Origin of the sequence: Streptomyces sp. SID3212, assembly GCF_009865405.1 — a bacterium.
Taxonomy (GTDB): Bacteria; Actinomycetota; Actinomycetes; order Streptomycetales; family Streptomycetaceae; genus Streptomyces.
Map to the genome: position 1 here is coordinate 1 of NZ_WWJY01001006.1, position 21,043 is coordinate 21,043.

Sequence of the window (21,043 nt, forward strand, 5' to 3'; positions counted from 1 at the left end):
TGAGGGGCTCGGTGGCGCCGGCCGCTCCGCCCGCCACCTCGGCGCCCGTTTCGGCCCCGGCGGCGACTCCCGCCGCCCCGGCCTCCTGACGCTTCCGGCGCTCGATGTCGGCCCGTACCCACAGGCGGTGAAGGGCGATCAGGTCGTCGGCCTCGCAGCCGCACAACCGCGCAAGCCGTTCGATCGGCGCGAACTCCACCGGCACCGTGCTCCCCGAGCAGTACCGGTGCAGCGTCGAGCCGCTCACCCCCACCCGGCGCGCCAGCGCACCGTAACTACGGCCTGATCCGTCCCGGATCTCGCGCAGTCGTCGCGCGAACGCGTCGGTCTCCGCGTCCTTCGGCGTGCTCACAGCGTGCCCCACTCCCCCCGGCCGTCACAGGACGGCGTTCCACCCCTACTGAAGAGACCCACGTCAAAGGGGGTGGAACGGTTCCAGCGTTCCACGGACGGCGCAGGTGCTTGCGGCCACCTCACGAGCCGTCAAAGCTGGTGATCGTTCAGCAGACGACGAACACGGGGGAAGTACTTCCATGACCACCAACAGGTTCCGCGCCGCCGCTCTGACCGCGGCGGCCGCGGCGATGACCGTCGCCACCATCACCGCGGCCACGGCCGCTCCGGTCCCACCCGCCTTCCTCTCGGCCTCCCAGCTGCCGGCCGCGAGCACGCCGTGGATCGCCGGGCCCGTGCAGTCCGGGGCGGCCGACGACTTCTGTGTCGAGGGCGTCGCCCCGGACACGAACAGCAGGCACCGCGAGTTCAGGACCGACCTGGACACCGGCGCCCGGCAGACGATCACGGTCGCCGCCAGCGAGACCAAGGCGAAGGCCCTGGCCGCGAAGCTGCGTACCGCGATCGAGGGCTGCCTCGACCGCCTCCAGGCGGAGTACCCGACCCTGGAGGGCGAGGCCTTCCACCACGGCCGGATCAACGTCGAGGAGGGCGCCGACCTGTACAGCATCGACACCGCCGACCCCGAGGTGGGCTCGACCGACATCGCGCTCTACGCGGTCGGCCGCGACGGCAGGGCGGTCACGGTGATCGGCTGGAGCCAGCTGGGCGACCTCGACGGTGCGCCCCTGAACGGCTTCCGCACGACCACCCGCACGGCGGTGGCCAAGCTCTACTGAGCCACCCGCCGCGCGTCACAGACTGTCCGTCAGGATCCTCATCGGTTCCTGACGGGCATATCGGGGGAGCGAGCGGGCTCCGGACCGGAACCACTCCGGCCCGGAGTCCGCTTACCCGCCGTCCCGCGCCGGGCCCCATGTCCTGCTTGCCGCGACCTACGCCCTGCGACCTGCGCCTACGGGAACGGGAGGGTGCGGGCGAAGAGCGTGACCAGGATCAGCACCGCGGGGAAGCAGGCGAGGAACAGGGCGAACGTGTAGCCCATGATGTCGCGGGCCTTGAGGCCCAGGATCGTCAGCGTGGGGAGCATCCAGAACGGTTGCAGGAGGTTGGCGCTCGCCTCGCCGAGGTCGTACACCACGACCACCCAGCCCTGGTTCACGTGGAGTTGGTTCGCCGCGTCCAGGACGTACGGTGCCTCGATCACCCACTTGCTGCCGCCGCTCGGGACGAAGACGCCCAGGACGCAGCTGTAGACCGCGATGAGGGCCGGGTAGAAGAACTCGTTCGACACCGACACCAGCCAGTCCGCGATCGTCCTGCTCAGGCCGGTGAAGGCGATCATCCCGAAGATGCCGCCGTACAGGGGGAATTGGAGCAGCACCCCGGAGGCGGCCGGGGTGCCCTCGCGGAAGGCCTGGGCCAACCGGACCGGGCGCCAGTGGAGGATGAGGGCCAGCAGGACCAGGATGAGGTTGACGGTGTTCAGGTCGAGCGCGGCGAGGGCACCTCCCTCCGCGTCGGCGAAGTGCCGTACGAGATACCAGGCGCCCAGCGCGAACAGCAGGATCGCGAAGACGGGGCTGTACTCGATCCACTCGCCGGGCCGCCCCCGCCGCGTCTCGGGCCGTTTCCCCGCGACGCTCGGCCCCAGATCGATGCCCAGCTGTTCGGCGGTCTTCGCGCGCTCGGGGGACGGGGAGAGGAACCAGGCCGTCGTCACGGCGATGACGAAGATGACCGCCGTGGCCACGATTCCCTGCCACAGGAAGATCGTCTCGCTGAGCGGGATGAGACCGCTGCCGCGCCCCTCCGCGATCACCTTCTGCACGGCCGGCGGGCTCGACGCCTCGCTCGCCACCTGGAGGGCGGCCGATCCGGAGAGGCCCTGCGCCCAGACCGTACCGAGCCCGAGGAAGGCCATCGCGCCGAGCGCCCGGTAGTCGACCCCGCCGATCCTGCGGGCGATCTCCTTGGCGAGGATCGCCGTGAAGATGAGGCTGAACGCCCAGTTGAGGTACGAGGTCACCATGGCCACGGCGGCCGTGAAGGCGATGGCGCCGCGCGGGGTACGGGGCAGCCGCGCGATCCTCGCTATCAGCCGGCTCACCGGCGGGGAGACCGCGACGGCGTATCCCGCGATGATGATCATGGCCATCTGAAGGGTGAACGTGATCAAAGACCAGAAGCCCTGGCCCCACGCGTCCACCAGGCCGTACCCGGTGGTGTCCGCCGGATCGGAGGGACTGCCGAACAGCCCTTCCCCGGAGGCGAGTCCGAGGGCGAGGACCGCGAACGTACCCACCAGGACGAAGCCCAGCGCGTCGGGCAGCCACTTCTCGGTGAAGGCGGTGAAACGCAGGGCCAGCCGCGCGAGCCAGTTGTCTCCGGGGGGAGTTGACGTCTCCGAGGGCGCGGGCGGACCGGTCCGCGCCGGCTTCGGGTCCGGCTCCTGAGGGGGCGCGGTGGACATGGGGGTCTCCTGTCGGCCGGTGGGGGAAGCGGCTGTGCCGAGGATGGTGGTGGGGGTGCGGCCGGGAGTCAATGGCGCCGCATGCTTCCCGGCCGACCCGGCCGACCCGGCCGACACGGGCGCCCCGGCGGCTCCGGCGCCCACGGGCGTGTGGTCCAGACCTATTGACCGAAGGTCTGGACCAAATTACCGTTCGGCGGAACACCGGAACCCCCACGGACGTCTCCAGGCCCCCACAGGCCGGGAGTTGGCCGGGTCCCCCCCCCACAGACCGTCATGGCCGGCCGGCCCGCTCAGGTGCCCGCTGCCATGGCAAGAAGGGACTACCGCATGATCGGTCGGACCATACGCACCCTCGGCGCCGGACTCGCGCTCGCCTCGCTCGGCTTCCTCGCCCAGCCACCCGCCACCGCCGCGCCGAGCGCCCCGCAGGCCGAGACCTGCGCGGTCAAGTCGAAGCCCGCGGGCAAGGTTCTCCAGGGGTACTGGGAGAACTGGGACGGCGCCGCGAACGGCGTCCACCCCCCGCTCGGCTGGATCCCGATCACCGACAGCCGCATCCCCGCCCACGGCTACAACGTGGTCAACGCGGCCTTCCCCGTGATCCGTTCGGACGGCACCGTCCTGTGGGAGGACGGGATGGACGCGACGGTCAAGGTCGCGACCCCGTCCGAGATGTGCCAGGCCAAGCAGAACGGCCTGACGCTCCTGATGTCGATCGGCGGGGCCGCCGCCGGCATCGACCTCAACTCCACCGCCGTGGCGGACCGGTTCGTCGCGACGGTCGTGCCGATCCTCAAGAAGTACAACTTCGACGGCATCGACATCGACATCGAGACCGGGCTGGTCGGCAGCGGCACCATCACCAAGCCGTCCACCTCGCAGGCCAACCTGATCCGCATCATCGACGGCGTCCTCGCCCAGATGCCCTCCAACTTCGGCCTGACGATGGCCCCCGAGACGGCCTACGTCACCGGCGGCTCCATCACGTACGGCTCGATCTGGGGCGCGTACCTGCCCATCATCAAGAAGTACGCGGACAACGGCCGCCTCTGGTGGCTGAACATGCAGTACTACAACGGCAGCATGTACGGCTGCGCGGGCGACTCGTACGCCGCGGGCACCGTCGCGGGCTTCACCGCCCAGACCGACTGCCTCAACAAGGGACTGGTCGTGCAGGGCACCACGATCAAGGTTCCGTACGACAAGCAGGTCCCGGGACTCCCCGCCCAAGCGGGCGCGGGCGGCGGCTACATGGCGCCGAATCTGGTCACGCAGGCCTGGAACAAGTACGGCAACGGGCTCAAGGGCCTGATGACCTGGTCCATCAACTGGGACGGTTCAAAGAACTGGACCTTCGGCAACAACGTCAAGGGGTTGATGTAGCACCACATCGTTGATCTGGCAAACATGCAGGTCAGTAGGGGCTCACTCCTCCTGGGGTGGGCCCCTAGGTTTTTCCCGTGCTGGATCGGTGCTGGAGAATCTGACCCCTCGTCACCCCTCGCCACCCCTCTTCATCCGTACCGTGCTGGATCCGTGCTGGGTGCCGAAGAGTCGCGTGGAGACCACAGGCGGGCGTGCGGCGCCCCGGTGAAGCTAGGCACAGTCCATCGGCGATCCAACCCGCTTTCGTTAGGGGATCAGCGCCCGTCGCGGAAGCAAATCTCTGCCTGCCCGACGTTGTCGATGTCCGATGCGACAACGGGGGTGGGTGGTCGGTTCGAAGCTGTTCCGTACGGGCGTAACAAAAGCCGGGGTGACTGAGGTCGCGCCGCGTCTTGCCGAGTTCGAGGCTGACGTTCAGGGCTTGGTCGATGCCCACATGGAGACTCTCTTAAGCGTCTGCTTGCTGGCGAGTGAGTACGGCACGGGGCCGGTTCACGGCGGTCGGATCGATTTGCTCGGACTGGACGAGAACGGATCGCCGGTCGTCGTCGAGTACAAGCGTGGGGTCGATGCCGGGGTCATCAACCAGGGGCTGTTCTACCTGGCATGGTTGCTGGACCACCGTGCTGAGTTCGAGCGTCTGGTCCGAGACCGACTTGGCACGATCGCCGCGTCCCAGGTTCTGTGGAACGGTCCGCGGCTGATCTGTATCGCCGGCGACTTCACGCGATACGACGTGCACCCCGTACGCGAGCATCGGAGGTCGATCGACCTGGTCCGCTACCGACTCTTCGGCAGCGATCTGTTCGGCCTGGAGACCGTGGCCTCCGTGAGTGGCGGCATACACATGGCACGCCGAGCGCAGCGTCAGGCGGTGGCTCGGACGGCATGGGACGTCCAGGGCACGTCCATGATGGAGGAGCTGGCGGGCGCGGTGGACGAGGCACTGCTCGGGCTCGGGGACGGCGTGAACCGGGTTGAGCGCAAGCAGTACCGCGCGTACCAGCGTCTGCGGAACTTCGCCTGCGTCTGTCCGCCGCAACGGAGCAAGCTCCTGGTCTACCTGAAGGTCAACCCGGCGCGCGTCGAGCTCATTCCCGGGTTCACCCGGGACGTATCTGGGCTCGGTCACCACGGCACGGGCGACTTGGAGGTGCAGCTCCGCAACTCGGGGGATGTGGAGCGCGCGCTGCATCTCTTCCGCACAAGCTACGCAGAGGCGTAAGGCCTTGAGGGCACCCCGACTGTTAGCGTTACACGCGCCGGGTTCTTGGTCGCCTGGGCTTGCCTTTCGACGTAGGGCGGGATGCGGCGGTGGACTATCAATAATGCGGAGGATCGCCGGTTTGGGTAATCGGCGATCCTCCGCTATTTTGCTCCGCTCAGGGGTGCGGTAGGCGACGAGGAGTGTTGCGATACGGGAGAGATCGCTAGCGATCCGGCCGATCCCAATATCGAGGAACAGTGCTCTTCGCCCAGCTTTTCGAGTTTCGTAGTTGGCTTACGCTCACAGGGACGCGTCGCACAGTTCGAATCTGTGACGGTCGACCTGGTGGCGTTGCTGCGCGCCCGTCTCGACGAGGACGAGCGGATGGCGCTCGCGGCAGTCTGGGAATACAAGCACCTGCCGCGACGTGGACCGCTCGCCCGCCGCAGGAGCGGTACGGGCGGTACGTCGCCGCCGACTACCTCGACGACGGTGTTGTAGTCGTCACCTCGGCGAGCGCCGGCGTTGACGGGATGGGGCAGTACGTCGCCCGGCACGGCCCGTAGCCCACGTGTGCCTGAGCCCTCGCCTGGGGCCTCAGCATCGTCGCGACGCAGACCTCGGTTCCGGCACCGTCTACCCGATCCTCGATCGACTCGCCGAGCGCGGGTGGGTGACCTGTCGCGACGAGGTGGAACCGCACCCCGGCAGGCCGGCGCGGCGCCACTACGAACTGAGTGGCACCGGCCGGGCCCAAGCGCAAGCGGCCCTCAGTGCTCGCCGTGCCCGCCGCGGGCGCGCTTTCGGGACGCGCCTGGCAGGTGAAACCGCATGAGCCAGCGCCACCGGTGTCGAGAGAGCTGCTGCCGGCCGCTCTCCTTTCACATGATGATCGGGACGATCGCTTCCCTCGGCATCGCCATGGCCGTCGATGTCTATTCCCAGACTGGCTCCCTCATGGAAATCTTCCCCCCGGTCGCGGGTGTCGCGACGGTACTGGGATGGGTCTACCTGCCGGAGGACAAACGGGATCGAGAGCGGGTCGGGGACGTCGAGCCCGGGACCGGAGTCACCGCGCTGGCCGCCCGCCTGGCGGGACGAAGGCGTCCGTACCTGCGAACGGAATGGCTCGCTCATCTGTCCGGCGCCCCGGAGAACGATCTACATCGTCGGGCGCGGCGGCCTAATTGCTCCAGTCACAGAAGTCTGGGAGCCGTGCGGAATCCTTGGGGCGGCCCTCTACGTCCTGACTCGGTGGCTTCGCCGGGTGAGGGGCGTCGAACTGGCTGACCAGTCGCCGCCACCCGACTAGGTCTGCCTGGCCGAGCCCCTGCCCCAATGAGGTGGGTGACCTCTCTCAGTGAAGGTTGAGCTCTTCTCGTCGAAGGTTGAGCGCCGATCGCGCGAGAGTGAGGCTGGTCGAGATCGCCGCGCCGGTTCAACGGGCTGCGATCATGCGGGGATGGTCCACGGCGTCCTGTTTCTTCCTCGCCGCCGACGACGAGACTGCGGCGGCTACGCGGTTGCGGGGACCCGGTGCGGCCTTCGAGTCCGTGAGCTGCCACTTCATCGATCCGGACACGTCCATTGCCGAGTGGGACATGTACGAACTGGAAGAGTTTGCCGGTCGCTGGACCGCGCGGCTCGGGTCCGAGGATGGGGACGGGACAACGGACGACGATCTCCTGGCGGTCCTCCAGAAAGTCGCCCGGCTCGCGGCATCTGCTGTGAACACCGGTGGCGGCCTCTACAGTTGGAGCTTCTGACCGTCCTCCTACTGCCTCGCGCCGGCACAGGACGCCACCGTGAAGCGGTGCGTCACCCCTGCTCTGACCAGCCCGCTCAACCTTCGATGAGAAACAGGCCCACCGCCAAGCCTTCAGTGAGAACGCTCGACCTTCGCCGCGAAAGAACCGTTGACCTCTGACATGTGATCTTGACCGCTTGCCAGGTGAGTTTGACCGGCCGGATCCGATCTCCGGATCCGCCCCGTCGGCCAAACTGACTCAGCTACCGGCCAGTGCCTGCCTCTGAAGGCATCGGAGGCCCTATTTACAAACCCTTCTATGCGATAACGCCCAAAGGTCTATGCTCGGGAGACGAGCAAGCCGAGTTGGAAGCAGATGATGCTCTACTGGCGGCTGTAAAAGATATCGTGGAGCTGTCGAACTTGCGTGCAGACATACATTCCAGCGGCACACCTTCAGCGACGTGACAACCCAACTAACTTAATACAGCAGACGCATAGCCTGGTGGGAGGCTTTTGTATGGAAAAATATATGAGCACGGAGCTATATCCGCAGAACTTTGAACAACCTGAACTAGAAGAACCGGGTTTCTTTGACCGTCTGCGTGACAACGCAGGAATGGCATACATGAAGCTGGGCAGAATGGCGGCCTCTGGACTGCTTGTCATGGGCGGCACCGCAGCGGCGTTCATCGCCGAGGGTGCCATCAACCCAAGTGTTGCGCACGCAGACACAACGACAAAGATTTCTTTTGAGAACGACTACCCGTATGCCGGTGCTAAGGTGCTCAACCTCGCAAATTTTGATTGGTGGATCGACGAAAACCATAACGGAAGCTACAACTCGGGGGAGACCTATAGCCCTTTGGGTTATGGCTACCGCAACTGCACTGATGGAGCAGCATATTGGGTGAACAAATATCTTGGGGTTAATGTTTCTGGATGGGGCGATGCCAAATCTTGGGATAGCAATGCCAGTGGCTACGATGTTAAGGCGGGCAACGCTAACAATATTGAGCCCGGCGACGTTGCCCAGAGCGACGATGGGAACTGGGGTCATGTCGGCTTCGTAACTGACGTCATCAAGAATGATGCTGGAGCCGTCATCAAACTCAAGGTCGCAGAGTACAACCACAACAGTGACGGTGCTTTTACGCACGAGGCGTACAGCAGCAAGAATTCAGACGGTAAGTTCATCCGCTCGTCTGGTCGCGACTGGGACCACTTCATTGACGTAAACGGGGCTTCTGGGGCTACTTCTCCTCCCGCAGAAACACCACCTTCACCAGACACAGATGGCGATGGTGTCGTAGACCCTAATGACTCGTGCCCGACTAAACCTGGTCTCAGCCAGAATAACGGCTGTCCCGTGACACATGTCTATTCGGGTACAACCAACGGCAAAATCTATGAAACTTATTGGGGCTTCGGAAATAACCTTACGACGTGGCAAGCGGCATCTGTCGGCTCGCCAGTTACTGCGGTGACGAACCAGATTGGCAGCAATGGCATCCAGCACATCTACTTTGGCACCCAAGGCGGCGAGGTGTACGAGACCTATTGGGGTGGTGGTAACTCGCTCACGACGTCTCAGCTTGTAGACCTCAACACACCAATCAAGAGCATCTCGTCGCAGGTTGCGTCTGATGGCACGCAGCATGTCTATACCGGCGCTCAAGACGGCCGCATCAACGAAACGTACTGGGGACCAAATGACGCGTTGACTACATGGCAGGTCGCCAACGTCGGCTCGTCAGTCGATGCGCTATCTACAGACATTACGTCCGGACCGACCCAACACATCTACTCGGGTACTGCCGACGGCAAAGTACGCGAGAGCTATTGGGGCCCTAACGACACCCTAACCACGTACCAACTTGCCAACATCGGTAACGCGATCGTTGCCTTGGACTCGGGTATTACTGGTGATGGCACGAACCATGTGATGACCAGTACAGTAGATGGAAAGTCGTTTGAGACTTACTGGGGTGGCGGCAACTCATTGACGACTGCCCAGATGGCCAACCTCGGTGCAACGATTACGAGCATGGCTTCGCGCTTTCGCAATGGCACCTGGCACATTTATAACGGCACGAGCGTTGGAACAGTGAAGGAAACCTATTGGGGTGGCGGATTCAACCTGGCAACAGGTGAGCTCCTGAACGCTGGATCGCCTGTAGCTTCTGTAACGGCTGAGATCACGACCGACGACGTACAGCATGTCTTTACGGCAACCCAGGACGGCAAGATTCGTGAGACCTATTGGGGTGGCGGTAACTCGCTCACCACATCTCAGATTGCCGACCTTGGAGCAGGGGCAGGCATAACTGATATCTTCTCGCGAGTTAAGTAGGGATCAGACTCTGGTCCTCAGCCGATTAATCACTTTACAAACATCGCACCGAGGCGACTGTCTGTGGGCATGATTGCTCCCAGCCCTCAAGATGTCCTCGAACCCTGTCGATGAGCTGGCGCTGCACGTCCTTGAAGACATGGCGCGGACCAACGCATGGGAACTCGTACAACTACTTTCTGAGCTGTAGCTGAGGCGGTGCAGTGGTTGCTGTCGCATGGAATGCTTGCAAGCAATCCCGGTGACAGCAATCCGCAATCTATTTTCGTAACCCGCCGCGGACGTGAAGCTGTTGAGCAGGGTATCGAGACCATGCGCAGTGTTAATCGCCTGCAAGACAACCTCCATCCTCTGATCGAGGCTAAGGCTCGACGGCAGTTCCTCATCGGTGAGTACGAGAATGCCATCTTCGTATCCATGAAGGCGGTTGAGATTCGAGTGCGTCAGCTGGCCGGCTTCAGGGATGAGGTGTTCGGTACCGACTTTATGACCAAGGCATTTAACAAGTCTGGTGGTTCGCTGACTGATCCTGCGGCGCCTTCGGCCGATTACAGGACCTTCGGCGAGCTCGTGACTCGATTCAGAGCCACCGTGACCTCGGTTCCGACCCTCGGGTTGTCCAGGATGCTGACCGTCCCGTGAGTATCTCCGTGTGCCATGGCGCTGCAACTGCTCCAGGCGACTTCTGCCTGATCCGCACCCATAGGCATGCTTGCGCCTGCGCTGCGTACGGTGTTCGTATAGCTAGGCGATGCCAGAGCTTTCTTGGTGTCCGTATCAGCAGTTCAGGCAGCGCCCGCCAGGTCCGTCAGCTGTTGCATTCGTTCTTCGATGTTCTCGAATGCTCCACGCAATAGCGAGTACTGGCCGTGAGTGTGAAGCGTCGTGGGCTGCTGGCGCCAGCGAACCCGTGCCCGTGCACCTTGCGACGGACCGGTGGGATGGTTTTGTCTGGCCCGTCGCAGGGGGATGCGGGCTGGTCAGCTACAGAGGGCGCGAGCCACGGTCTTGCCATGGAACTGCTTGGCGGCCCAGCCGCTGCCGCTGTCGTTGGGCGCGTTCACGATGATGTCGTCGAGGGACTCGCCGTAGCCGTTCTTGTACCAGGTCTCCCTGACGTAGCCACCGGCGATGGCCTTGGTGCCTTCCGGGCAGCGCGCGACGGACAGGGCGGCTTCCTCCCTGACCGGGCCGCACGGCCTGCGGCGCCTGGGCCTCGGGGACGCACACAACGCGGGCGGTTACCTTGCCGGTCATCAGCATCGCGCTCCAGCCCTTCCCGTCCTTGAACGGGGCATTGACGGTGACACCGTCATAGGGATCTCCGCCGTTCGAGCTGGCGAAGGTGGCGGCCTGAAAGCCTCCGTTGAGTGCGCCCATGCCCTGCGGGCAGCGGGCCGAGAACGATTGTCCCGGCTCGCTTACCGGGCCGACGACGACCTGTACCGAGGACACTGGGGCCTTGGCCGCTGGGTTCGCCTGGGCGAGGGTCACCCCGCCGGCCGTGGCGGCACCGACAAACGCCGCAGCCACGACACCGGCGACCAGACGCTGCTTTCCGCTTGGACCGTGTCCTATGTGGTGAGGCCGGCGAGTCGTTTGTAGCAGCAGATAGCGGCGGCGAGGCCGAGAAAGGCCAGGTAGTCGTGGGGGTAGCGTTCGTAACGGTGGTTGAGACGGCGGTAGCCGGTCAGCCAGGACATGGTGCGTTCGATGACCCATGGTCGGCGTCCTAACCGTTCGCTGGACTCGACGCCTTTACGGGCGATGCGCACACCGATGCGTTTGCCCCAGCCATTTTCGCAGGTGGGGGACGTCGTATGCCTTGTCTGCGTGCAGGCGTTGGGGCTTGGAGTAGCGGCCGCGGTGTGGGTCGTGTCTCGTTTGGTGACCCTCGATCATGGGCTTCAGGGCGAGGTTGTCGTGGGTGTTTGCCGCGGAGAGGCCGACGAGGAGGGGCAGTCCGTTCGCGTCGGACAGGACGTGCATCTTGGAACCTGGCTTGCCCCGGTCCACGGGGCTCGGACCTGTGAGTGCGCCCCTTTTTAGCCCTCACGTGGGCGGAGTCGAGCACGGCCCGTGACAGGTCGAGCAGGTCGGCGTCGTCCAATCGGTGCAGGATCTCCTCGTGCAGCCGGCCCCAGACGCCGGCTCTTGACCAGATCAGGAACCTGCGGTGAGCCGTGGACTTCGATATCCCGAAGCACGGTGGCAACGCCCGCCAGGCGCATCCGCTGACCAGGACGTAGATGATCGCCGCGAACAGCGTCTCATCAGGCGTGTCCTGCGTCCCGCCGCCGTGCGGCCGCACCTTCGACGGAGGGATCAGCGGCTCCGTGATCTCCCACAGTCCGTCCGGAACAATCCAACTCCACGTACCCCGCCCCATAACCAAGCCCAACGACCCAACCCCACATAGGACACGGTCTTATTGCCAGAGGCGGCTACTGCCTTTATTCCGTGTGCCCGGCGGAAGGCGCCACATAGTACGAGAGCGCAGAGCGGATCGAGTGGGAGCTGCTCAACGCGTCCCAGCGCTTCATCGCACGTGTTTAGCGGCTAACGAAACCGCTGAAGGAGCAAGCGTGCTGGGTAGATGGTCACCCGTGCTGAATCTGTGCTGGATGCGATTTCAGGAAGGGAAGTTTCTGCAGGTGGGAGCGACGCGTCAGACCTTCGGGAACAACGTCAAGACCCTGTTCTAGTACGGCTCCGCCCGTATCGCGGAGGGCCGGTCCCCTCCCCTTCGAGAGGGGACCCCGGCGGATTCCCCCTTCCCGGGACCTCCCGCCGGCGCGGGGATGGCCGCTGAATGGTGGAACCCGTGACACCGGCCGGGGCGGTCGACGGGAAACCCGCTCGCTGCTCCCTACCCTGTGAGCGAATCGCCGAGGCCGGAATCGGGCGGGCCGCCCTTTCCGGCTCGCGGCCGGGACGTCCACGCAGTGGACATCACCATCGGAGAGCACCCGTGCATGACGACAGGACTTCGAACGAGCTGCCCCGGCGCCGGTTCGTGGCGCTCTCCGGAGCCGTCGGGGCGGCGACGCTCCTGACCGGCGTGGAAGCGGTCGCCGGACGCACCGCTTCGGCAGCCGCCCCGGCACACGCGGAGCCGGCCCCCGACATGTGCCCCACTCCGCCTCCCGGGGGAGCCCCGGCCTGTCCCCCCGCTCAGCTCCAGCCCCTCTGCGGCAGCCCTGCCGACAACGATCCGCTGTGGCGGGACGTCCAGTACTGCACCCAGGGGAAACCCCTGCCTCCCGGGCAGAACCCTCCCACCTGCCTGAAGGTGACCTCGGACTACGTCGTCCTGAACGGCAGGCCGTCGAGCCCGCACAACTTCCTCCTGACCCCCAGTTGCCGGATCACCGGAATCGAATGCCCGTTCATCGAGACCTCCGGCGCGCCCAATTACTGGAACGACGCCTGGGAGAACGCCCGGAGCGGAGGGAGCGTCCCCGTGCAGTACCCCGACATCGGTCTGGGGATCAACTCGCGGAGCGCCCGTTTTCTCGACCAGTTGCACCTTCACATGGCCGGCGTCCGGGCGAGCACGCAACGGCGTCTCCAGCAACTGGAGACGACGGGACGCATGGCCACCAGTCCCGCGCAGTGGAACGCCGCGCAGTACCGGGTATCGGTCACGGGCTCGGACGGGTCGGGGGACCGTACGTACCGCGCCCTCAGGCTGCCCGGTCTCGGGATGAACCTCTTCGCGCTGTTGCGGCAGTACGTGGTGAAGCCGAACGGGCTGGACATGGCGAACCAGACGCTGATCGTGGTGCCGAAGATGACGGGTGCCACATTCGCCGGGGCTTTCTACGTCCTCAACAGCGACTCCTCGCTCCACGACGGCACGAATACGTGTGACCACCTTCTCGTGTACGGCTGAGCCGTCTGCGCGAGCGCGGCGTACAGGCCCGGTCCTGAGCACGCGTCGTCCCTCACGTTCACCCCAGGCCCTGCCTTGTCCTCGCCTCGGGTCCCCGGTCGGCGGGCCGTTCGCGGCCCCAGGCGGCCAGCGGCCCGAGCGCGTCGTTGAGGAGCTTGCCGTCCTCGGTCAGTGAGTACTCGACCCGGGGCGGTACCTCGTCGTACGAGACACGGTGCACCACACCGTCCGCCTCCAGCTCACGCAGGTGGGAGGCGAGCACCTTCTCGGTGATCCCCGGAAGCAGCCGGCGCAGCTCGCCGAAGCGACGGCAGGGCCGCTCGTGGAGCGCCCAGAGGATCAGCACCTTCCACTTGCCGCCGATCACCTCCATCGCGGTGTCGATCCCGCAGACGTGTCCGCCCGGTGTGCCCGGCCGGTTCAGTGTTGTCATGGCATGCCCCACCCTTCCGACGTGCTCGCTCACCCCGGGGTAACCACCCACCGCGAAGTGCGTACTTGATCATCCCCGGGCCGGTGACCAGGCTAATCGGCATGACACAGACCACGGTTGAGAAAACCCCCGTCACCCTGCTGGGCCTCGGCGCGATGGGCACCGCGCTGGCCCGTACCTGGCTGGCCGCCGGCCACCCGCTGACCGTCTGGAACCGCACCCGGCCCCGTGCCACGGCGCTCGCCGCCGAGGGGGCGGCGGTCGCGGACACCGCCGCGGAGGCGGTGGCGGCGAACTCCCTGGTCGTCGTCTGCCTGCTGGACGACACCTCCGTCGACGACGTACTGTCCGGCACCGACCTGGCCGGCAAGGACCTGGTCAACCTGACCACCAGCACCCCCGCCCAGGCCCGCGCCCGCGCCGCGTGGGCCCGCGAGCGCGGTGCCCGCTACCTGGACGGCGGGATCATGGCCGTCCCTCCCATGATCGGAGTCCCGGAGGCCGGCGGCTACGTCTTCTACAGCGGCTCTCCCCGGCTGTTCGAGCGGCACCGGCGGACCCTGGGCGTCCCGGCCGGGACCACCTACGTCGGCGAGGACGCAGGCTTCGCGGCCCTGCACGACGTGGCGCTGCTCAGCGCCATGTACGGAATGTTCGCCGGGACCGCGCACGCCTTCGCCCTGATCCGCGACGAGGACATCGACCCCGCGGCGCTGGCCCCGCTGCTCGCCGACTGGCTCGTCGCGATGGTCCCGGCCGTGCACCGGACCGCCGAACAGCTGCGGAGCGGTGACTACACCAAGGGTGTCGTCTCCCATCTCGCCATGCAGGTGGCCGGCACGCCGACCTTCCTGAGCACCGCCGAGCAGCAGGGGGTCAGCCCGGAACTGCTCACCCCCTACTTCCAGCTGATGCGGCGCCGCCTGGCCGAGGGCGGCGGCGAGGAGGACCTGACGGGCGTGATCGACCTGCTGGCGGTGGGGGCCGCGGTTCGCTAACGGTCGGAACGGCTGAACAGGTGTGCCTGCCGGACTCCGGCCTTGCGGAGTTCGTCGGCCACGACGCGCAGCGCGGTGCGGGCCATGTGCGGGTAGATCCCGCCCTTGCAGTCCATCCAGACGCGCGGCACCGCGGGCTCGACGGCGACGAAGTTGGGACTGTACGGAGGGACGTCCTCGTCCCAGAGGGCCTCGGCCTCCTCGGGGGAGAGTTCGCGGCCGTCCTCGAACACGCGCGTCAGCCGGGACTCCGCGGCGGTGAGCGCGGCGACGGCGCGGGCCGGTTCGTCCGACTCGACGACGATCTCCCAGTTCTGCACCAGCGCGTCGCCGTCACCCCCAAGGATCCCCAGTGCCTCGGGACCGACCGTGACACCGCCCGGCTCGCTCTCCGTGACCACGGCCCGCCGCATCCACGACGCCGCCTCGTCGCGGTACAGGCAGGCCTCCGCCACGCGCCAGAGCATCCGCGGGCCCGCACCACGAACCGCCTCCTCGAACAGGTCCTGGGCGTGCTCCCACCGCCCCGATTCCTGGGCCAGACACCCCCGCCTGAACGAGGCCTCGGAAGAGTGATCCGCGGACTGCGGAAGAGCTTCGGCATCCATGGCCCTTCTCTATCAGGGGGCACGAACGGAGGGCCAGGAGGCCGCACATGTCGTGCGGGCTCCTGGCCCTCCTGCGTTCGGCGCGGACGGACCGACCGTCAGCCGAGCACCGCCCCGACGGACCGTCAGCCGAGCGTCGCCAGCGCCTGGTTGAAGGTCGCCGACGGGCGCATGACCGCCGCCGCCTTGACCGGGTCCGGACGGTAGTAGCCGCCGATGTCGGCCGGCTTGCCCTGGACGGCGATCAGTTCCTCGACGATCGTCGTCTCCTGCTCGGACAGCGTCTTGGCGAGAGCCGCGAAGGACTCCGCCAGCTGGGCGTCGTCCGTCTGCCGGGCGAGCTCCTGGGCCCAGTACAGCGCCAGGTAGAAGTGGCTGCCGCGGTTGTCGATGCCACCCACCCGGCGGCTGGGCGACTTGTCCTGGTCCAGGAACGTGCCCGTCGCGCGGTCGAGGGTGTCGGCGAGCACCTGGGCGCGCGCGTTGCCCGTCGTCTGCGCGAGGTGCTCGAAGCTGACCGCGAGGGCGAGGAACTCACCCAGGCTGTCCCACCGCAGGTAGTTCTCCTTGATGAGCTGCTGGACGTGCTTGGGCGCGGAACCGCCCGCGCCCGTCTCGAACAGCCCGCCCCCGTTGATCAGCGGCACGACGGAGAGCATCTTCGCGCTCGTGCCCAGCTCCAGGATCGGGAACAGGTCGGTCAGGTAGTCACGCAGCACGTTGCCCGTGACCGAGATCGTGTCCTCACCCCGGCGGATCCGCTCCAGGGAGAACGCGATCGCGTCGACCGGCGACTTGATCTCGATCCGGAGCCCCTCCGTGTCGTGCTCGGGGAGGTACGCCTCGACCTTCGCGATGAGGTTCGCGTCGTGCGCGCGCGTCTCGTCCAGCCAGAACACGGCCGGCACGCCGGTCGCGCGGGCGCGCGAGACGGCGAGCTTGACCCAGTCCCGTACCGGTACGTCCTTCGTCTGGCACATGCGCCACACGTCGCCCGCGCTCACCGCGTGCTGGAGGACGATCTCGCCCGCCGTGTCGACCACCCGCACCGTGCCGGTGGCGGGGATCTCGAACGTCTTGTCGTGGCTGCCGTACTCCTCCGCCGCCTGCGCCATCAGGCCGACGTTGGACACGGAGCCCATCGTCGCCGGGTCGAAGGCGCCGTGCGCGCGGCAGTCGTCCAGGACGACCTGGTAGATCCCCGAGTAGCTGCTGTCGGGAATCACCGCGAGGGTGTCGGCCTCCTGCCCGTCGGGGCCCCACATGTGTCCCGAGGTGCGGATCATGGCCGGCATGGAGGCGTCCACGATGACATCGCTCGGCACGTGCAGGTTGGTGATGCCGCGGTCCGAGTCGACCATCGCCAGCGCGGGGCCGTCGGCCAGCTCGGCGTCGAAGGACGCCTTGATCGCCGCGCCGTCGGGCAGCGCGTCCAGACCGCCGAGGATGCCGCCGAGCCCGTCGTTGGGGCTCAGGCCCGCCGCCGCGAGCGTCTCGCCGTACTCCGCGAACGTCTTCGGGAAGAACGCCCGTACGACATGGCCGAAGATGATCGGGTCGGAGACCTTCATCATCGTGGCCTTGAGGTGCACCGAGAACAGCACGCCCTCGGCCTTGGCCCGCGCCACCTGCGCGGTGAAGAACTCACGCAGCGCCGCCACGCGCATCACCGAGGCGTCCACGATCTCCCCGGCCAGCACGGGCACCGACTCCCGCAGGACCGTCGTCGTACCGTCGTCGCCGGCCAGCTCGATCCGCAGCGAGCCCGCCTCCGCGATCACGGCGGACTTCTCGCCGGTACGGAAGTCGTCGGCGTCCATCGTGGCGACGTTCGTCTTGGACCGGGGGTCCCAGGCACCCATCGAGTGCGGGTGGGCCTTCGCGTAGTTCTTCACCGAGGCGGGGGCGCGGCGGTCGGAGTTGCCCTCGCGCAGGACCGGGTTGACGGCGCTGCCCTTGACCTTGTCGTACCGCGCGCGGACGTCCCGGTCCTCGTCGGTCTTCGGGTCGTCGGGGTAGTCCGGCAGCGCGTAGCCCTGCCCCTGGAGCTCGGCGATCGCCGCCTTGAGCTGCGGGATGGACGCCGAGATGTTCGGCAGCTTGATGATGTTCGCCTCGGGCGTCTTGGCGAGCTTCCCCAGCTCCGCGAGCGCGTCCTCGATGCGCTGGCCCTCCTCCAGGCGCTCGGGGAAACCGGCGATGATGCGCCCGGAGAGGGAGATGTCGCGGCTCTCCACGGTGACCCCGGCCGTCGCGGCATAGGCCTCGACCACGGGCAAGAAGGAATACGTCGCCTGGGCCGGCGCCTCGTCGGTGTGTGTATAGATGATGGTCGAGTCAGTCACCCGGTGCTCCGCTCCACGTCTGCAACATTGCTTGATATCAAGATATCCCGTGGACGCCCACCTCTGGCCAGGGCCCTGCCCGCTCTGTGCGCCGGGTCGCCACCGTCCTCCCCCGGGTGGACTCAACGCCACACCGAACCATGCATATAGTTGGTTCCAGGACAAATGGGTCGTCCGGCTGTCCGTCGGCCGTTCGAGCCGCCCTCCCGACACCCGTCCGTCAGCGCCGTCGACTGAGTGCTGTCCCCGCCAATGCCGCTGAGGAAGGGCAGGTCACATGGAGCGCCGCAGCGCCCGATCCACGCAGGACCGTGACGCCGCTCTCCAGGCGCTGGGCGCGGATCTCCGGGCAGCGCTCCCGAGGACACTGGCGGCGAACCGGATGGGCGGATTCCTGCGGGACCTGCGGTCCGACATGATCTTCCTGGACGAGGGCGCCCTCGCGGTCTTCGACCTCTCGCCCGGCGGTTTCGACGGCCGGCCGGAGACCCTGTTCGCGCTCATGGTGCCCGAGGACGCCGCCGCCCTCCGGGCGATGCTCTCCCGGGTACGGGACGAGACCGGCGCCTACGGCACGTACTTCCGCATCCGGTGCGCCGACGGCACCATCCGCTGGGCACACACCCAGGGGGTCGTCGAGCGGGACGCCTCAGGGGCCCCGCTGCGGGCCGTCGGCATCGTCCGGGACGCGAGCGCCGAACTCCAGCACGTCGCCCAGCAGGCCGTTCTGGAGCCCCAGCGCCGCCACCAGAGCGACGTGGTCCAGGCGACCACCGCCGCCCTGTCCCGCGCCCTGACCGTGGAGGACGTCCTGGCGGCGCTCACCAGCCGCGAGATCCTCGACCCGGTGGGCGCCCAGGCGATCTCCCTCACCGTCCTCGACCAGGACCGGCTGCGCCGCATCGCCGTCGCCAGCCTGCCCATGACGATGCGCGAGGAGATGGAGTTCTCCCGGATCGACGCCGACCTGCCGGTCGCGGAGGCGTTCCGTACCCACCGCCCCGTGTTCATCACCAGGCAGAGCGTCGAGGCCGAATACCCGCAGCTGTGGCCGCACGTCAAGGACACGCCGCTCACCGCCGGCGCCGTCCTGCCCCTGATCGCGCAGGCCAGGGCGAGCGGCGTGCTGTCGATCATGTACGAGGGCAAGACCTCCTTCACTCCCGAGGAACGCAACCTCCTGATCGCCCTCGCGGCCACCATCGCCCAGTCCGTGCAGCGGGCCGCGCTGTACGACGAGGAGCACGCCATGGCCGTCGGCCTCCAGCAGTCGATGCTGCCCGCGACCATCCCGAGCATGCCCGGCCTGCGGGTCGCCGTCCGCTACCAGCCCGCGCGCACCGGCCACCAGATCGGCGGCGACTGGTACGACGTCGTGCCCCTCAGGGGCGGGCGGGTCGGCCTGGTGGTGGGTGACGTCCAAGGACACGACATCCAGGCGTCCGCCGTCATGGGCCAGCTGCGCACGGCCCTGCGCGCGTACGCCGCCGAGGGGCATCCGCCGGCGGCCGTCATGGCCCGGGCGTCGAAGTTCCTCCAGGACCTGGACACCGACCGCCTCGCCACCTGCGTCTACGCCGATCTCGACCCGGCGACCGGGCGCGCGCTGCTGGTACGGGCCGGGCACCCGGGACCCCTCGTCCGCCACGCCGACGGGAGCAGCAGCAGCCCCGCGGTGGCGGGCGGCCTGCCCTTCGGGCTGCTCCAGTACAGCGACGCGCCCTATCCCACGACCGAGCTGGTCCTCGGGCCCGACGACACACTCCTGCTGTGTACGGACGGCCTGCTCGAATTCCGGGGCGAGGACATCGATGTCGGGGAGCAGCGCATCCGGAGCGCGCTGTACGACGGCCCCGCGGACCTCGACGAACTGGCGGAGTACATCGTCCAGACGATCGAGACCCGGCAGGGGCAGGAGGACGACGTGGCCCTGCTGCTGGCCACGGCGGCCTCCGCGCGGGACGCGGCGGCGTAGGCCGTCCTCAAGGAGGCCGCGGCGTGGACCCGTCCTAAGGACGCGCGTCCCGGGGACCCGGGTCGTGCGGGCCGAACACCCACGCGTGGGCCGCCTCCGCCGTGAAGGCGCTCTGGCCACCGGGGAACAGCAGCCCCGCGGTGCCGTACCCGGGATCGGTGGCCAGGGCGGCGACGTACGGAACGGCGACGCAGCGCATGCCCGCCGCGTGCGCCGCCGCCACCCCCGGGATCGCGTCCTCCAGGACCACGCACTCGCGCGGCTCGGCGCCCAGCCGGCGGGCCGCCTCCAGGAAGACGTCCGGGGCCGGCTTTCCGTGCGGGACCTCTTCTGCGGAGACCGTCGTCGTGAGGTACGCGTCCAGACCCGTGACGTCCAGCGCCACGGTGATCGCCTCGCCGGACGACCCGGACGCCACCGCCATCCGTACCCCCTCGGTGTGCAGCCGCTCCACGAACTTCCGCATCTCGGGGAACACCTCCGTGGAGGCGCGCACCAGGTCCAGGTAGAGCCGGTTCTTCTCCGCCAGCAACCGCTCCACCGGGGCGTCGATGCCGTACTCCTCGCGCAGCGCCACCAACGTCTCCCAGGTGCTGATCCCGATGAAGCGACTGTGGTGCTCCCAGGTGAAGCCGTCGACGCCGTACCGGGCGAGCAGCAGCCTCCCGGCCTCGTAGTAGTTGGGTTCGCTGTCGATCAGGGTTCCGTCGAGATCGAAGATGACCGCCGGGGGGCGCGAAGTGCTCATACCCCCAGCATGCCAAGCCGTACGCCGGGTATACGGCCAGGACGCACACCCCGCCGCGCACGGCGGGAAACGGGCGCACGTGCGACGGGAAATTGGTCCAGACCGCCTGCTACCGTCGCCCCGGCGAGATTCAGTCGAAGAGGGGACACACACGTGAGCGGCAGGAGCGACGGGCGGGCCTTCATCGGGTCGTTCACCTCGGCGGGCGGTCGCGGCGTCATCGCCGTGACCGTGGACCAGGAGACGGGCGGCCTCACCGAACTCGGGGCCACCGACGCCGTGGCGGACCCCTCCTTCCTCGCGCTGGCCCCCGGCGGGTCCGTGCTCTACGCGGTCTCCGAGACCGAGGAGGGCGCGGCGGCGGCCTTCACGGTCTCCGGACCCGGGGCGCCCCGGCCGCTCGGCGAGCCCGTGCCCGTGTGCGGCGCGGGACCCACCCATCTCACGCTCGCCGCCGGTCACCTGGTGACCGCGAACTACGGCTCCGGCAGCGTCACCGTGCTGCCGCTCGCGGCCGA

Annotated in this window: 19 protein-coding genes and 1 pseudogene; 12 read left to right on the forward strand and 8 right to left on the reverse strand. The window is 67.4% G+C overall.

The genetic code is table 11. The features are described 5' to 3' along the window. Positions 1 to 352: helix-turn-helix transcriptional regulator (locus GT042_RS29775; RefSeq protein WP_345943970.1), on the reverse strand; the 352-nt coding region annotated here is incomplete at its 3' end. Between the two features lie 181 nt (positions 353 to 533). Between GT042_RS29775 and GT042_RS29780 the strand changes: the two genes are divergently transcribed. Further along, positions 534 to 1,133 carry a hypothetical protein gene (locus GT042_RS29780; protein WP_161311798.1) on the forward strand — a complete coding sequence of 200 codons (600 nt, stop codon included), beginning with the start codon at positions 534 to 536 and terminating at the stop codon, positions 1,131 to 1,133. 176 nt (positions 1,134 to 1,309) lie between these two features. Here GT042_RS29780 and GT042_RS29785 read toward each other — a convergent pair whose 3' ends face one another. Beyond that, entirely contained in the window at positions 1,310 to 2,827 is a 1,518-nt protein-coding gene (locus GT042_RS29785) for a TIGR00366 family protein (RefSeq protein ID WP_161311799.1), read from the reverse strand. Between the two features lie 330 nt (positions 2,828 to 3,157). On the opposite strand from GT042_RS29785, the gene GT042_RS29790 reads away from it, so the two are divergent. From GT042_RS29790 to GT042_RS29820, 7 genes are all read left to right on the forward strand, one after another. After that, positions 3,158 to 4,213 (forward strand): chitinase, encoded by a 1,056-nt coding sequence (locus GT042_RS29790; protein WP_161311800.1) that lies wholly within the window; start codon positions 3,158 to 3,160, stop codon positions 4,211 to 4,213. Between the two features lie 328 nt (positions 4,214 to 4,541). Continuing rightward, entirely contained in the window at positions 4,542 to 5,441 is a 900-nt protein-coding gene (locus GT042_RS29795) for a DUF5655 domain-containing protein (protein WP_161311801.1), read from the forward strand. Positions 5,442 to 5,753: 312 nt separating this feature from the next. Then, the gene (locus tag GT042_RS29800; protein WP_161311802.1) at positions 5,754 to 5,924 is read left to right on the forward strand and encodes a hypothetical protein; all 171 of its coding nucleotides are present in this window, start codon (positions 5,754 to 5,756) and stop codon (positions 5,922 to 5,924) included. A 70-nt stretch (positions 5,925 to 5,994) separates the two neighbouring features. Further along, positions 5,995 to 6,258 (forward strand): PadR family transcriptional regulator, encoded by a 264-nt coding sequence (locus tag GT042_RS29805; RefSeq protein WP_161311803.1) that lies wholly within the window; start codon positions 5,995 to 5,997, stop codon positions 6,256 to 6,258. Positions 6,259 to 6,832: 574 nt separating this feature from the next. Beyond that, positions 6,833 to 7,189: a hypothetical protein gene (locus GT042_RS29810; RefSeq protein ID WP_161311804.1), complete on the forward strand. Its 357-nt coding sequence runs from the start codon at positions 6,833 to 6,835 to the stop codon at positions 7,187 to 7,189. Positions 7,190 to 7,597: 408 nt separating this feature from the next. Continuing rightward, the gene (locus tag GT042_RS29815; protein ID WP_161311805.1) at positions 7,598 to 9,523 is read left to right on the forward strand and encodes a CHAP domain-containing protein; all 1,926 of its coding nucleotides are present in this window, start codon (positions 7,598 to 7,600) and stop codon (positions 9,521 to 9,523) included. Between the two features lie 198 nt (positions 9,524 to 9,721). After that, positions 9,722 to 10,165 (forward strand): TIGR02391 family protein, encoded by a 444-nt coding sequence (locus tag GT042_RS29820; RefSeq protein ID WP_161311806.1) that lies wholly within the window; start codon positions 9,722 to 9,724, stop codon positions 10,163 to 10,165. Positions 10,166 to 10,503: 338 nt separating this feature from the next. On the opposite strand, the gene GT042_RS29825 is transcribed toward GT042_RS29820, so the two are convergent. Together GT042_RS29825 and GT042_RS29830 are read right to left on the reverse strand one after the other, a co-directional pair. Beyond that, positions 10,504 to 10,755: a hypothetical protein gene (locus GT042_RS29825; protein WP_161311807.1), complete on the reverse strand. Its 252-nt coding sequence runs from the start codon at positions 10,753 to 10,755 to the stop codon at positions 10,504 to 10,506. A gap of 342 nt (positions 10,756 to 11,097) precedes the next feature. Further along, positions 11,098 to 11,912, reverse strand: a pseudogene (locus GT042_RS29830) (IS5 family transposase). A 582-nt stretch (positions 11,913 to 12,494) separates the two neighbouring features. Between GT042_RS29830 and GT042_RS29835 the strand changes: the two are divergent. After that, a complete protein-coding gene (locus GT042_RS29835; RefSeq protein ID WP_345943971.1) occupies positions 12,495 to 13,418 on the forward strand; it encodes a CDP-diacylglycerol diphosphatase in 924 nt (307 codons plus the stop codon). Positions 13,419 to 13,476: 58 nt separating this feature from the next. On the opposite strand, the gene GT042_RS29840 is transcribed toward GT042_RS29835, so the two are convergent. Beyond that, positions 13,477 to 13,851, reverse strand: a complete 375-nt coding sequence (locus GT042_RS29840; RefSeq protein ID WP_161311808.1) for a helix-turn-helix domain-containing protein — start codon at positions 13,849 to 13,851, stop codon at positions 13,477 to 13,479. Positions 13,852 to 13,952: 101 nt separating this feature from the next. Here GT042_RS29840 and GT042_RS29845 point away from each other — a divergent pair, with 101 nt between their 5' ends. Then, complete coding sequence (locus GT042_RS29845; RefSeq protein ID WP_161311809.1) at positions 13,953 to 14,849, forward strand: NAD(P)-binding domain-containing protein; 897 nt, start codon at positions 13,953 to 13,955, stop codon at positions 14,847 to 14,849. Here GT042_RS29845 and GT042_RS29850 read toward each other — a convergent pair. Together GT042_RS29850 and GT042_RS29855 are read right to left on the reverse strand one after the other, a co-directional pair. Continuing rightward, positions 14,846 to 15,457: a hypothetical protein gene (locus GT042_RS29850; RefSeq protein WP_161311810.1), complete on the reverse strand. Its 612-nt coding sequence runs from the start codon at positions 15,455 to 15,457 to the stop codon at positions 14,846 to 14,848. The genes GT042_RS29845 and GT042_RS29850 overlap by 4 nt on opposite strands. A gap of 125 nt (positions 15,458 to 15,582) precedes the next feature. Further along, complete coding sequence (locus GT042_RS29855) at positions 15,583 to 17,802, reverse strand: NADP-dependent isocitrate dehydrogenase (RefSeq protein ID WP_161311811.1); 2,220 nt, start codon at positions 17,800 to 17,802, stop codon at positions 15,583 to 15,585. A gap of 277 nt (positions 17,803 to 18,079) precedes the next feature. On the opposite strand from GT042_RS29855, the gene GT042_RS29860 reads away from it, so the two are divergent. Further along, positions 18,080 to 19,777: a SpoIIE family protein phosphatase gene (locus tag GT042_RS29860; RefSeq protein WP_161311812.1), complete on the forward strand. Its 1,698-nt coding sequence runs from the start codon at positions 18,080 to 18,082 to the stop codon at positions 19,775 to 19,777. Between the two features lie 34 nt (positions 19,778 to 19,811). Here the strand turns inward: GT042_RS29860 and GT042_RS29865 are convergent, their stop codons facing one another. Further along, positions 19,812 to 20,525 (reverse strand): beta-phosphoglucomutase family hydrolase, encoded by a 714-nt coding sequence (locus GT042_RS29865; protein ID WP_161311813.1) that lies wholly within the window; start codon positions 20,523 to 20,525, stop codon positions 19,812 to 19,814. A gap of 153 nt (positions 20,526 to 20,678) precedes the next feature. Between GT042_RS29865 and GT042_RS29870 the strand changes: the two genes are divergently transcribed. Further along, a partial coding sequence (locus tag GT042_RS29870) for a beta-propeller fold lactonase family protein (protein WP_345943972.1) occupies positions 20,679 to 21,043 on the forward strand: 365 nt, incomplete at its 3' end.

What these genes read in the sequence shown, in the direction of transcription:
- GT042_RS29860 (WP_161311812.1), top strand. Translation starts at nt 18,080, where the DNA reads ATGGAGCGCCGCAGCGCCCGATCCACGCAGGACCGTGACGCCGCTCTC.
- GT042_RS29790 (WP_161311800.1), top strand. Translation starts at nt 3,158, where the DNA reads ATGATCGGTCGGACCATACGCACCCTCGGCGCCGGACTCGCGCTCGCC.
- GT042_RS29780 (WP_161311798.1), top strand. Translation starts at nt 534, where the DNA reads ATGACCACCAACAGGTTCCGCGCCGCCGCTCTGACCGCGGCGGCCGCG.
- GT042_RS29850 (WP_161311810.1), bottom strand. Translation starts at nt 15,457, where the DNA reads ATGGATGCCGAAGCTCTTCCGCAGTCCGCGGATCACTCTTCCGAGGCC.
- GT042_RS29840 (WP_161311808.1), bottom strand. Translation starts at nt 13,851, where the DNA reads ATGACAACACTGAACCGGCCGGGCACACCGGGCGGACACGTCTGCGGG.
- GT042_RS29785 (WP_161311799.1), bottom strand. Translation starts at nt 2,827, where the DNA reads ATGTCCACCGCGCCCCCTCAGGAGCCGGACCCGAAGCCGGCGCGGACC.
- GT042_RS29865 (WP_161311813.1), bottom strand. Translation starts at nt 20,525, where the DNA reads ATGAGCACTTCGCGCCCCCCGGCGGTCATCTTCGATCTCGACGGAACC.
- GT042_RS29845 (WP_161311809.1), top strand. Translation starts at nt 13,953, where the DNA reads ATGACACAGACCACGGTTGAGAAAACCCCCGTCACCCTGCTGGGCCTC.